The sequence below is a fragment of the Rhodophyticola sp. genome (assembly GCF_965284195.1).
Lineage (GTDB): Bacteria > Pseudomonadota > Alphaproteobacteria > Rhodobacterales > Rhodobacteraceae > Rhodophyticola.
On the sequence record NZ_CBDIRM010000001.1, the window covers coordinates 1201960 to 1214861 of the forward strand.

General features: G+C 65.3%; 12 protein-coding genes. 4 read left to right on the forward strand and 8 right to left on the reverse strand.

Annotated elements, in window-relative coordinates; all coding sequences use genetic code 11:
* Positions 1–74 precede the first annotated feature (74 nt).
* Both ACQ651_RS06045 and ACQ651_RS06050 read right to left on the reverse strand, forming a co-directional pair.
* Entirely contained in the window at positions 75–1106 is a 1032-nt protein-coding gene (locus ACQ651_RS06045; protein WP_227285918.1) for a substrate-binding domain-containing protein, read from the reverse strand.
* 183 nt (positions 1107–1289) lie between these two features.
* Positions 1290–2336 (reverse strand): ATP-binding protein, encoded by a 1047-nt coding sequence (locus tag ACQ651_RS06050; RefSeq protein WP_227285919.1) that lies wholly within the window; start codon positions 2334–2336, stop codon positions 1290–1292.
* A gap of 287 nt (positions 2337–2623) precedes the next feature.
* On the opposite strand from ACQ651_RS06050, the gene ACQ651_RS06055 reads away from it, so the two are divergent.
* A complete protein-coding gene (locus ACQ651_RS06055; RefSeq protein ID WP_430448749.1) occupies positions 2624–3043 on the forward strand; it encodes a hypothetical protein in 420 nt (139 codons plus the stop codon).
* Positions 3044–3059: 16 nt separating this feature from the next.
* Here the strand turns inward: ACQ651_RS06055 and ACQ651_RS06060 are convergent, their stop codons facing one another.
* The 6 genes from ACQ651_RS06060 to rpsB form a co-directional block, all read right to left on the reverse strand.
* On the reverse strand, positions 3060–4247 hold the full coding sequence (locus ACQ651_RS06060; RefSeq protein ID WP_430448750.1) for a trans-sulfuration enzyme family protein: 1188 nt from the start codon (positions 4245–4247) through the stop codon (positions 3060–3062).
* A gap of 114 nt (positions 4248–4361) precedes the next feature.
* Positions 4362–5630 carry a glutamate-5-semialdehyde dehydrogenase gene (locus ACQ651_RS06065; RefSeq protein WP_430448751.1) on the reverse strand — a complete coding sequence of 423 codons (1269 nt, stop codon included), beginning with the start codon at positions 5628–5630 and terminating at the stop codon, positions 4362–4364.
* A 73-nt stretch (positions 5631–5703) separates the two neighbouring features.
* A complete protein-coding gene (gene proB / locus ACQ651_RS06070; RefSeq protein WP_430448752.1) occupies positions 5704–6822 on the reverse strand; it encodes a glutamate 5-kinase in 1119 nt (372 codons plus the stop codon).
* The gene (gene obgE / locus ACQ651_RS06075) at positions 6810–7847 is read right to left on the reverse strand and encodes a GTPase ObgE (RefSeq protein WP_227285924.1); all 1038 of its coding nucleotides are present in this window, start codon (positions 7845–7847) and stop codon (positions 6810–6812) included. Before obgE ends, proB begins: the two co-directional genes overlap by 13 nt.
* Before the next feature lie 371 nt (positions 7848–8218).
* The gene (gene tsf / locus ACQ651_RS06080; protein WP_227285925.1) at positions 8219–9097 is read right to left on the reverse strand and encodes a translation elongation factor Ts; all 879 of its coding nucleotides are present in this window, start codon (positions 9095–9097) and stop codon (positions 8219–8221) included.
* A gap of 78 nt (positions 9098–9175) precedes the next feature.
* Positions 9176–10027 carry a 30S ribosomal protein S2 gene (rpsB, locus tag ACQ651_RS06085; protein WP_430448753.1) on the reverse strand — a complete coding sequence of 284 codons (852 nt, stop codon included), beginning with the start codon at positions 10025–10027 and terminating at the stop codon, positions 9176–9178.
* Positions 10028–10291: 264 nt separating this feature from the next.
* Here rpsB and ACQ651_RS06090 point away from each other — a divergent pair, with 264 nt between their 5' ends.
* The 3 genes from ACQ651_RS06090 (at position 10292) to ACQ651_RS06100 (ending at position 12902) form a co-directional block, all read left to right on the forward strand.
* On the forward strand, positions 10292–11173 hold the full coding sequence (locus ACQ651_RS06090; protein ID WP_430448754.1) for a PfkB family carbohydrate kinase: 882 nt from the start codon (positions 10292–10294) through the stop codon (positions 11171–11173).
* A 6-nt stretch (positions 11174–11179) separates the two neighbouring features.
* On the forward strand, positions 11180–12091 hold the full coding sequence (locus tag ACQ651_RS06095) for a pseudouridine-5'-phosphate glycosidase (protein WP_227285928.1): 912 nt from the start codon (positions 11180–11182) through the stop codon (positions 12089–12091).
* 73 nt (positions 12092–12164) lie between these two features.
* A complete protein-coding gene (locus ACQ651_RS06100) occupies positions 12165–12902 on the forward strand; it encodes a DUF502 domain-containing protein (protein WP_227285929.1) in 738 nt (245 codons plus the stop codon).

Here is a 12902-nt window from a genome sequence, read left to right on the forward strand (position 1 = left end):
GTTGACTTTCAGGATCGGGAAACAGGATTGGCGGGGCCGCGCAAACGCGCCGCCCCGCCGGTTGCAAGCTCAGCTTACATGGTCTCTTCGTTTTCGATCTTGGCCTGGGTCTCGGCCAGTTCGGGGTCGGAGACGAGGCCATAGGCGGCCAGCGGGCCGAACGGGCCTGCGATATCGTCGGAGACGAAGAAGGAGGCGAATTCCTTCAGGCCGGGGATCACGCCGATATGCGCTGCCTTGATGTAGAAAAACAGCGGGCGCGACACCGGGTATTCGCCTGTGGAGATGGTTTCCACGGTCGGCTCGACACCGGACATGGTCGCAACCTGCAGACGATCCGTGTTGTTCTCGTAGAAGGCCAGGCCGAATACGCCGATGCCTTCGGGGTTGGCGGAGATGCGGGCCAGCGTTTCGGTGTAGTCGCCATCGATATCGGTGGAGACGCCATCGGTCCGGATCGCCATGCAGGCCTCTTCGGCCGCGTCTTCGTCGCCGCCGTTGATCTCCATGATCGCTTCCATCGCGCCGCTGTCTTCACAGCCCTGAAGGATCACGTTTTCCTCGAACACTTCGCGGGTGCCGTGACGGGTGCCCGGGATGTAGGCCGCGATGGCCTGATCGGGCAGGTCGCCCACTTCGGACCAGTTGGTGTTCGGGTTGGCGACCAGCGCACCGTCAACCGGCAGCTCGGCGGCCAGCGCCAGATACCAATGCTCGGGCGTGAACTCGAAGGAGTTGCCGTCGATGTCGCTGGCGAACACGATCCCGTCATAGCCGATGCGGACTTCGATGATGTCGGTCACGCCGTTCTCGGCGCAGGTCGCGACTTCGTTTTCGCGAATCGGGCGGGAGGAGTTGGCGATGTCGATGGTGTTTTCGCCGACACCTTCGCAGAAGCGGCGCAGACCGGTGGAGGACCCGCCGGATTCGACAACCGGGGTCGGAAATTCGAAGTTTTCACCGAAAGCTTCCGCCACGATGGCCGCGTAAGGCAGCACGGTGGACGAGCCTGCGATCTGCACGTTGTCGCGGCTCTGGGCGACGGCGGCAGTGGCCGAAACGGCGGCGATAGCCAGCGCGGATACGGTCAGTTTAGCAAGTGACATGTAAGGAGACTCCCCTAGGGTTTCAGATCGTCGCGAACGTGCAGGTATCACACGCTCTCCCCCCGGCAGCTATCGGGGCCACGCAATGCTTTTGTGACAGCTTCGTAACGGTTTTATGACACTGAGGCCTGCATCCAGCCGGCCCATTGCCGACAGGCCCGGGCCCCTGCCGCGCAGGGTAATTCAACCCGTTGGCAAGATGACCGAAAAGACACTGCCCTGCCCCGGCTCGCTTGAAATCCGCAGGCGGCCGCGGTGCCGGTTGACGATGTGTTTCACAATCGCAAGGCCCAGTCCGGTGCCGCCCATATCCCGGCTGCGGTGGGTGTCGACGCGATAGAATCGTTCGGTCAGGCGCGGCAGGTGAAGCGGGTCGATCCCGTCGCCCCGGTCGATCACGTCCACCCGGATCACCGGGCCCTTCATGGTGCCGGTGCCCATGGCCCGGCTGGCCTGCAGAATGACGGGCCGCCCGCCGCCGCCATATTTGAGCGCATTTTCCGTCAGGTTCAGGAACACCTGCGTCAGCTGATCGGCATCGCCGGTCACCGGAAGCGGCCCCCCTTCCCCCTCGATCCGCAACTGATTGCCCGTCTCCTCGGCGCCGGGTTTGAGCGAGGCCACGACGCCGCTCAGCACATCTGCCAGATCGACGGTTTCCTGCGGGCGCATGCGCTCCTGCCCCTCCACCCGACTGAGAGAGAGCAGATCCTGGATCATGCGGTTCATCCGCCGGGCTTCGTCCTCCATGATGCCCAGAAACCGCTCCTGCGCAGCCGCGTCATTGCGGGCCGGCCCCCTCAGCGTTTCTATGAACCCCAGGATCGCGGTCAGCGGCGTGCGCAACTCGTGGCTGACATTGGCGACGAAATCCCGGCGCATCTCCTCCGCTTCACGCAGATGGGTGATGTCCTGAAAATGCAGCAACACGCCGTCATAACGCACGGTGGACTTGGTGACCGGCCCGATCGTGACCCGGAACACGGTCTCCCCGGCCTGATCGCTCTGAACGAAGCGTGCCTCGCTGCCGGTGCCATTTTCGAACGCGGCTTCGATCCGGCTCAGAAGCGCGGGCTGGCGCAGGGCGGTGACATAGTTCCGCCCCCGTATCCAGTCACCAAGGAGGGCGCGGGCGGGCGTGTTTGCGCCAGCGATGGTGCCTTCGGTATCCAGCAGCACCATGGGCTCGGGCACGGTTTCCAGCAGATTGCCGGCAATGACGTAGGGCATGGCGGGGCCTTTCGGGGCGAAATGCAGGCAGGCGGCGTCACCGGTCGCGATAGCGATTTTCCGTCCGCTTAACAATGTCTGCGCAGATACCTGCCCCGGCGGGCCCGATGCAAAGCGGTGCGTCGCGAAAAAGTGAGCCCCCACCTCTTTCCCGGCGCGGGTCAGGCGCTAGTTCCCTTTCATCTGCAACCGAGCGGCGGGCGGGGTCCCTCAGACCGGGCCCGCAGACCCCCGCCGCACGTCTTGGCAGATCGACCGGAGGACATGCCGAAAGGCATGACAGACACATGATGGACGGCCCGATCAGACGGCGCAGCGACCGCGCCGCAGCCAACGGTGCAACCGAGCAGCGGTTGCGGCGTGTCTATGCCGTGGCGCTGACGCCCGAAATAATCGACCGCCTGCCGCCCCATCTGCGCGATCCGGACTGGGACATGATCGCCATTTCCTACGATCATCTGCGGGATGCGATCCTGTCGGGGCCCGATGCGCCGGCGCTTGTCCTGTCGCCTCTGGTCACGGAGATCTTCGATGCGATCGATATGGCCCGGTATCTGAGCGAGGCGGATTTCCACGGGCGCTACCTTGCATTGGTCGACAGGCTGCCAAGCGCAAATCTGATCCGGCGCGAGGTGGCGGCGCTGGCCCCGGATCTCAGTTTCGACGTCGTGGTGCTTGACGGCTCGTCGCCGCTGCACGCGCTTTAGCGGCAGGGCAAGGCGCTCAAAGCGTGCCTAGCGCCTGCGAAAAATCGGCCTTCAGCAGATCGATCTCCTCGATCCCGACGGAAACTCGGAAAAACCCCTCGGTCATGCCAAGCGCCTCCCGCGCGCCCGGCGTCAGCGCCCGATGGGAGGAACTGGCCGGGTGGGACACCGTTGTGCCCACATCGCCAAGCGTCGGCGCAAAGGCCAGTTGCGGCACGGCCTCGATCATGCGGTTGGCCTCGGCGCGGCCGCCGCGGATGACGAAGCTGAGCATGTTGCCATCGCGCCCGCCCAACAGGCTTTGCGCGCGCGCGTGGTCCGGGTGGTCGCTTCGGCCCGGATAGATCACCGTCTCCACGCCCGGAAGCTGCGCCAGATGGTCGGCAAGGGCGCGGGCATTGGCCTCCGCCCGGTCAAAGCGGAGCGGAAAGGTATAGAGCCCCCGCTCGGCCATCCAGCAATCATAGGGGCTGGGCGTCATGCCCGCGGTGGTGGCGAAATCATAGATCGCCCTGCGATGCTCGGGGTTTCTTGCAGCCGCATAGCCAAGCGTCACATCGGAATGCCCGGCCAGCAGTTTGGTCACCGAATGGATCACCAGATCGGCACCGTGATCGAAGGGCTTGTAGCCGATCGGCGTGGTAAAGGTGTTGTCCACCATCAGGAGTACGCCGCGATCCCGGGCCAGGGCGGCTATCCCCTCCATATCGGCCACGCGCAGCGTCGGGTTGGAGACGACCTCCACAAGGATCAGCCGCGTTTCCGGCCGGATCGCGGCGGCCATGGCCCCGCCATCTGTCGGGTCGGCAAACGTCGCATGGATCCCGAAGCGCGACAGATCCTGCGTCAGCATCCGCAGGGATCGGCCGTAAAGCTGATCGCCCCCCACAACATGATCGCCGGCTTTCAGCAGGCCCATCAGAACCGCGGCAACCGCCGCCATTCCGGACCCCACGATCAGGCCGCCCTCGGCCCCCTCCAGCATGTCGATCTTGCTGGCCAGCACCTCGGCATTCGGGTGGCCCTCCCGCGCGTAGGTGTAGCCCTTCGCAGTGCCTTCGTATTGCGCGTCCAGCGCGTCGGGCGATGGCGAGGCATAGACGACGGAGGGCTGCAACGGCGTGACGACGGCGCGGCTTACGCTGTCGGGAAAGGCCGTTCGGCGCACAAGAGTGCTGGGCGCGGAATTGGGGCGATCTTCCATGTCGGTCATCCTGAAAAAGGCTAAGAGATTTCGGTTGTCACCTGCCCCTATGGGGCACAGCGGGCGAGGCCGGGGGGCTGCGCCGGTATCTGTCAGGCGGTGGGCCCTGCGCGATCAGGGCCGCACGGTGCCATCGCCCCTCACCAGATACTTGAAGGAGGTCAGCTGTTCCGCCCCGACCGGCCCGCGGGCATGCAGCTTGCCCGTGGCAATCCCGATTTCGGCGCCCATGCCGAACTCGCCGCCATCGGCAAACTGGGTCGAGGCGTTGTGCATCAGGATCGCGCTGTCCAGCCGGGTGAAAAACCGCAGGGCGGCGGCATCGTCCTCGGTGACGATCGCATCGGTATGGTTCGAGCCGAAGGTGCGGATATGGGCAATGGCCCCGTCGATATCGTCGACCACCCGGGCGGCGATGATCATGTCCAGAAACTCGCGCCCCCAGTCATCGGGGCCGGCGAGCACAGTGCCCTCGATCCCGCTCAGGGCCTCATCGGCGCGAACCTCCACCTTCGCGTTCAGGAGCGCCCTGATCACGCCCTGCCCGATCGTATCGGCCACATCGCGATGGATCAGCAGGCATTCCGCCGCGCCGCAGATACCGGTGCGCCGGGTTTTCGCATTGAGCGTGATCTTCAGCGCCTTTTCGGGGTCCGCCGCCGCATCGATATAGATATGGCAGATACCTTCGAGATGGGCGAAAACCGGCACGCGCGCTTCCCGCTGGACGAGGTCCACCAGCGTCCTGCCGCCACGCGGCACGATCACATCGACCGTCTCGGTCATCCTCAGCAGTTCCTGCACCGCCGCCCGGTCGCGGGTGGGCACACGCTGCACGGCGTCTTCGGGCAGGCCCGCCGCGCGCAGCCCGTCCTTCAGGCATTCCACCAGCACCGCCGAGGAATGAAAGCTTTCCGACCCGCCCCGCAGGATCACAGCATTGCCCGATTTCAGGCAAAGCGCGCCTGCATCCGCCGTGACATTCGGGCGGGATTCGTAGATCACGCCGATCACGCCAATGGGCGTGCGCACGCGGCTGATATGCAGCCCGCTCTCCATGTCCCATTCGGTGATGATCTGACCCACGGGGTCGGTCTGCGCGGCGACCGCGCGCACCCCGTCGACGATGCCTTGCACACGGGCTACATCCAGCATCAGCCGGTCGAGAAGTGCCGCACTCAGCCCCTTGTCGCGCGCATGTTCCATATCCCGCGCATTGGCGGCGACTATCTCGTCGCGACGCGCCCGGATTGCATCGGCCGCAGCCTCCAGCGCCGCCCGCTTTGCGTCTGGGGTGGCAAAGGCCAGTTCCAGGGCGGCGGCCTTGGCGCGCTGACCGATATCGGCCATCAGGGCGGGAATGTTGTCGGTCAGGTCTTTCATGCGGGAAACCTTGTCGCGAGGGCGCGGAGGTCACAGGATATGCGGATTTGAGCCGGGAGGAAAGCCGGATGGCTCACAGGACCATATCGTCGCGATGGATCAGCGCGGCGCGGCCCGGATAGCCCAGAATTTCCTCGATCTCGCGGCTTTGATGGCCCGCGATCGCCCGCGCCTCGTCGGCGGTGTAGCGCGCAAGGCCAAGACCCAGGCGCACCCCGTCGGGCGCGTGAAGTTCGACGGGATCGCCCCGGTTGAAGCCACCGGTCACCCGGATCACGCCCGCGGGCAGCAGCGACTTGCCCCGCCCCAAGGCCGCCACCGCGCCTGCGTCGAGCACCAGCACCCCCTTGGGTTTCATCGCGGAAATCCAGCGTTTGCGCGCCGCCTGCGGGTCGAGCGTGGCGGTGAACCACGTGGCATTCGCGCCGTCATGCAGGGCGCGCAGCGGCCGCCGCGACGAGCCTTCGGTGATCGCCATGGCGCAGCCCGCGGCGGTCGCGGTCTTGGCAGCCATGAGCTTCGTCTTCATGCCCCCCTTCGACAGCCCCGACCCCGCATCCCCCGCCATCGCCTCGATTTCCGGCGTGATGGACGCGATCACGGGGTAGCGGCGGGCCGATGGGTCCTGGGCCGGGTTGGCGGTGTAGAACCCGTCCACATCGCTCAGCAGAACAAGCTGGTCGGCGCCCGCCATCACGGCCACATTCGCCGCCAGCCGGTCATTGTCGCCATAGCGGATTTCATCGGTCGCGATGGTGTCGTTCTCGTTCACGATCGGAACCACCCCCAGGCCAAGCAGCGTGGCCACGGTGGAGCGCATGTTCAGATAGCGCCGGCGGTCGGCGCTGTCATCAAGCGTGAGCAGGATCTGGGCGGTGGTGATGCCATGGGGCGCCAGCATTTCTTCATAGGCGCGCGCCAACCGGATCTGGCCCACCGCCGCGGCGGCCTGCGCCTGTTCCAGCGACAGATCCCCCTGCCCGAGGTTCAGAACGTTGCGCCCAAGCGCGATGGAGCCCGAGGAGACAAGGATCAGGTCGATCCCGCGCCCGCGCAACTCGGCCACGTCTTCGGCCAGACCCTGCAGCCAGTCGGCGCGAAGCAGCCCGCTCGCCCGATCCACCAGAAGCGCGGAACCGATCTTCACGACCAGCCGGCGGGCCTCGTTCAGGCTGGGGGTCAGGGGCGCCACGGTCCCGGCTCCTCGGTATCGGCCCTGAGGCGCAGCCGGTCCGCGTCGATCCGGGCCCGCAGGGCGCGCAGCACCTCAACGAGCCCCGTGCGCGCTACCCCCGACATCTCCAGCACCGGCTCGCCGGTCACCGCGTCCAGCGCGGCCCGTTTCTCGGCCCTTTCCTCATCGCTGAGCGCATCGATCTTGTTCAGGACGGTGACGCGCGGTTTCTCGTTCAACGCGCCGCCATATTCGGTCAGTTCGGTGATGATCGTCTGCCAGTCGGCGACCACGTCTTCGGCGGTGCCGTCAACCAGATGCAGCAGCACCGAACAACGTTCCACATGGCCCAGAAACTGGTCGCCGAGGCCCCTGCCCTCATGCGCGCCCTCGATCAGGCCGGGGATATCGGCCACGACGAATTCGGCATTGTCCACGCCGACGACCCCAAGATTGGGGTGCAGCGTGGTGAAGGGATAATCGGCGATCTTGGGGCGGGCATTCGACGTCGCCGCCAGAAAGGTGGATTTGCCCGCATTGGGCAGGCCCAGAAGACCCACATCCGCGATCAGCTTCAGCCGCAGCCAGATCGTCCGTTCAACCCCCTCCTGCCCCGGATTGGCGCGCCGGGGCGCCTGATTGGTGGAGGATTTGAAATGCAGGTTGCCGAAACCGCCATTGCCGCCCCGCGCCAGCAGCACCCGCTGGCCGACTTCGGTCATGTCCGCGATGACAGTTTCCTCATCCTCTTCAAGGATTTCCGTACCGACGGGCACCCGCAACACGATATCCGCCCCATCCTTGCCGGTGCGTTGCTTGCCCATGCCCGGCTGGCCGGATTTGGCAAAGAAATGCTGTTGATAGCGAAAGTCGATCAGCGTGTTCAGACCGTCCACCGCCTCGGCCCAGACATCGCCGCCGCGCCCGCCGTCGCCGCCATCGGGCCCGCCATATTCGATGTATTTCTCCCGCCGGAACGACACCGCGCCGCCGCCGCCGCCGCCGGAGCGGATATAGACCTTTGCAAGATCGAGAAACTTCATCGGAAACGGTCCTTTGGCTGTGGTTCCGGCGATACAGGGTCTGGCGCGCAGGCTCAAGCCGGACGTTTTTTTACCAAAAAGTAAGGAATCCCTTACTTTCGGCCTTCGCTGGAATGACGCAAGGTAAACGTGTTCCGTGAGTGATGGTTTTTATTGGCCAGGAACACTGGAAACGGGGGTTCTTTCAAACCCTACGTCCAGCCGGGAGACCGGCAAGAACGTGTCGTCGGGCGTATTCTCGCTCGATGGCACGGGTTCTCCTCCGGCGGCCGCGTGTCATCCCCAATGGTGCGGTGCCGGGAGACAAGAACGGCGCTGCCCTGTCCCTGGCAGCGCCGTTTCTTTTTGCCAACCGCTGTCGGTTGCGGGTTTCAGCCCCCGGCTGCGGTCTTGGCGACCTCGGCGGCGAAATCCTCCTCGACCTTCTCGATGCCTTCACCGACCTCAAGCCGGACAAAGCCGGTGATCTCGACGCCCGCCTCCTTGGCGGCGGCGCCGACCGTCAGGTCCGGGTTCACCACGAATGCCTGATTGAGGAGCGTGACCTCGGACAGGAATTTCTTCATCCGGCCCACGATCATCTTTTCGATCACCGCTTCGGGCTTGCCGCTTTCCCGGGCGATATCCATCTGAACCTGCTTCTCTTTCTCGACGAACGCCGGGTCCAGATCGGCTTCGGAGAGGGAGGCGGGGTTCACGGCGGCCACATGCATGGCAACCTGACGGGCAAAGCCTTCATCGCTGCCGGTCATCGCGACCAGCACGCCGATCTTGCCCATGCCCTCGGCAGCAGCGTTATGAACATAGGATACGACCTTGTCGCCGGACAGTTTCTCCATCCGCCGCAGCGCCATGTTTTCACCGATGGTGGCAATCTTGGCGGTGACGGTCTCCTCGACGGTCTTGCCGCCCAGATCGGCGGCTTTCAACGCGTCCAGATCGGCGGCGCCGGTGGCCACGGCCGCGATGCGGGCGACCATGTCCTGAAACTCGGCGTTCTTGGCCACGAAATCGGTCTCGGAGTTGACCTCGACGGCCACGCCGGTACCCCCGTCAACCGCAACGGCCACCAGACCTTCGGCTGCGGTACGGCCGGATTTCTTGGCCGCCTTGGCCAGACCCTTGGTGCGCAGCCAGTCGACGGCCGCCTCCATGTCGCCATCGGTTTCGGTCAACGCCTTCTTGGCGTCCATCATGCCTGCGCCCGTGCTGTCGCGCAGCTCTTTCACCATTGCAGCGGTAATCGCCATGGGAGTGATCTCCTGATCTTGTCGTATGCGGCGGATGGGCCGGGCGTACCCGCCCAGATGTCAGTGGCGTGACGGCCCTCAGGCCTTTGCCTCTTCCTCGGCGGCGGGCTCGGCTGCGACAGCCGGGGCCTCCTCGGCGGGGGCCTCTTCGACGGCAGGCACCGCTTCGGCCGGCGTTTCGGTCAGCGCGTCTTCGACGCTGCCCTCTTCCAGCGCGCCCAGATCCACGCCCGCGCCTTCCATCTGCGCGGTCATCCCGTCAAGTGCGGCCCGGCTGATCAGATCGCAGTAAAGCGCGATGGCGCGCGCGGCGTCGTCATTGCCGGGGATAATGTAATCGACACCGTCGGGGGAACAGTTGGTATCGACCACCGCCACGACCGGGATACCCAGTTTCTTGGCTTCGAGGATGGCCAGATCTTCCTTGTTGACGTCGATCACGAAAATCAGGTCGGGCAGACCGCCCATCTCGCGGATGCCGCCAAGGGAGGCTTGCAGCTTGGTCTGGTCGCGTTCCATGCCAAGACGTTCCTTCTTGGTCAGGCCCTCGGTGCCCTGCTCCATGGCCTCGTCGATCTGCTTCAGCCGGTTGATCGAGTTGGAAACGGTTTTCCAGTTGGTGAGCGTTCCGCCCAGCCAGCGGTGGTTCATGTAGAACTGCGCGCACCGCTCCGCGGCCTCCGCAACGGGCTTCTGCGCCTGACGCTTGGTGCCCACGAAGAGAATGCGGCCACCTTTGGCGACGGTGTCCCGCACCGCGTTCAGGGCCGCGTCCAGCATCGGCACGGTCTGGGTCAGGTCGAGAATGTGGATGCCATTGCGCTCGCCATAGATGAACTCGCCCATGCGGGGGTTCCAGCGTTGCGTCTGGTGGCCGAAGTGAACGCCAGCTTCCAAGAGCTGACGCATGGAGAAATCAGGGAGCGCCATGTCCAATGTTCCTTTTCCGGTTTGCGCCTCGGCGAAGGAATAGGACGGGTGTCCAACCGGTGGACCAAACGGGGATGTCTCCCCCGAAGGCCCGCCTTCGCCTGTGAAGTGCGCGCCATTTAGGCCGTTTCGGGGCCGGGCGCAAGCCCCATGCTTGGGCGGGACGTGTACGGCGGGCAAGAGGGTGCAGCGCGCAGGCAAACTCGACACGCAAGGATGCATCGGGGCATGGACGTGCAGAACGCGGGCGGATAGGAAAGCTGGATGAGTGTTCGGCCTGATATCCTGTGCATTGGTTCGGTTCTGTGGGACGTGATCGGCCGGTCGGATCTGGCGATGGTCGCAGGCAATGACAAACCGGGCCGGATCAGCCGGATCCCGGGCGGCGTGGCGCTGAACATCGCGATGACGTTGCGACGGTTCGACCTGACGCCCGCCTTGATCTCGGTTGTCGGCCGCGATGCGGAAGGCCATGCGCTGCTGGCCGAATGCGGCCAGATGGGTCTTTTGACCGAGCATGTGCTGATCGACCCGGATCTGCCCACCGATCAGTATATGGCGATCGAGGCGCGGGGCGATCTGATCGCGGCGATTGCGGATGCCCATTCCCTGGAGGCGGCGGGTGCCCGGATCCTGGCGCCGCTCAGCGACGGGCGGCTTGGCGATCACCGCGCGCCATGGTCCGGGCTGATCGCGATCGACGGCAACCTGACGGAGGCGCTTTTGTCGGAGATCGCGGAAAGCCCCGCCTTTGCCGCGGGCGATTTGCGGATCGCGCCTGCCTCCCCCGGCAAGGCCGAACGCCTCAAACCCCTGATGGGCCATCCGCGCGCCACGCTTTACGTGAATTGCGAAGAGGCCGGATTGCTGACCGGTACGGCGCCGGACACCGCCCGGGAGGCCGTCAGCGCGATGCTGGCCGCGGGCACGCGGCGGGTGCTGGTGACGAACGGCCCGGGCAGCGCGGCCTTCGGCATCGATACGGAGGTGTTGGTCTGCGACCCGCCGCGCGTCGATGCAAGGCGGGTCACTGGCGCGGGCGATACCTTCATGGCGGCCCATATCGCCGCCGAAGCCCGCGGCGTGGCGCCGGGAGATGCCCTGAAACAGGCCGTCAAGGCCGCCGCGGATTATGTGGCTGGATAGAACATCATGAACGATATCATTGTCTTGTCGCGCGACGTTCAGGCCGCTTTCGATGCAGGCGCACCTGTTGTGGCCCTGGAAAGCACGATCATCACCCACGGCATGCCCTATCCGCAGAACCTGCAGACCGCGACGGCGGTGGAGGCGGAGGTCAGGGCCGCGGGCGCCGTGCCGGCGACCATCGCGGTCATGAACGGCAAGATACGGATCGGTCTGGACCCCGCGGAGCTTGATGCCCTGGCGCAAACCCCCGACGCGATGAAGCTGAGCCGTGCGGATCTGGCGGTGGCGCTTGCCTCGGGCGCGGTCGGGGCCACCACTGTCGCGGCGACGATGATCTGTGCCGCGCGCGCCGGCATCGAGGTTTTTGCAACCGGCGGTATCGGCGGAGTGCATCAGGGTGCGGAGCGGAGTTTCGACATCTCCGCGGATCTGCGGGAGCTGTCCGAAACGCCGGTGACCGTGGTGGCGGCGGGCGCCAAGGCGATCCTCGATCTGCCGAAGACGCTGGAGGTGCTGGAAACCCTGGGCGTGCCCGTGATCGCCTTCGGGCAGGATGCGTTCCCCGCCTTCTGGTCCCGCGACAGCGGGCTGACCGCGCCGCTCAGAATGGAGAGCGCCGCCGAGATCGCGGTGTCCCACCGGATGCGGGCGGCCCTTGGCCTGCCCGGCGGCCAGCTTGTGGCCAACCCGATCCCCAAGGGCGACGAGCTGCCGCGCGAGATGCTGGCGCCGCTCATCGCCCAAAGCCAGGCCGAAGCCGCCGCCCAAGGGGTGACCGGCAAGGCGGTGACCCCGTTCCTCTTGCAACGCCTGTTCGAGCTGACCGATGGCCTCTCGTTGCGCGCCAATATCGCGCTGGTGATGAACAATGCGCGGCTTGCGGCCGGTATCGCGGCGGAATTGGCGGCGCGCTAGATCATCCGCTGCTTGTGTGGCTGCGACAAGCCGCTTAAATGATATGTCTATGCGCCCTTATTACGGCTGACGGATGCAATTGCCCGAATCCTCTCCACCGCCCCGGCGCGGTTTTTTTGCTTCGCTCCGCGGGAACTTCCTGACCGGCCTGGTGGTGATCGCGCCGATCGGGCTGACCGCATGGCTGATCTGGTCTGTGGTGGGCTGGGTCGACGGGTGGGTTCTGCCGTTCATCCCGACAGCCTACAACCCGGTTCTGTTGATCCGTGAGTATACCGGGCTTGAGGTCGATGTGCGCGGTCTGGGCGTGGCGACATTTCTGGTTTTCACCGTCATCGTGGGCTGGATCGCCAAGGGGCTGATCGGGCGTTCGATGATCAAATGGGCCGAGTCGGTCGTGCTCAGCATTCCGGGCGTGCGCAGCATCTATTCCGGCCTGAAGCAGATCGTCGAAACGGTTCTGGCGCAGGGAGAGGCCAATTTCGACAAGGCCTGCCTTGTGGAGTATCCGCGCAAGGGCATCTGGGCGATTGCCTTCATCTCGACCAATGCCAAGGGTGAGATCGCGGCAACCAATGAAAACGACATGGTGTCGGTCTTCCTGCCGACCACGCCGAACCCCACCTCGGGCTTTCTGTTGTTCGTGCCGCGCGCGGATGTGCAGATTCTGAGCATGAGCGTCGAGGACGCGGCAAAACTGGTGATCTCCGCCGGTCTGGTCTACCCCAACGGGCAGGACCCATCGGCCCCGCCGGAAATCGGTCCCGCCAAGACGGCCGGCCCGGAAAAAACGCCCGACGCGGCGGAGTAA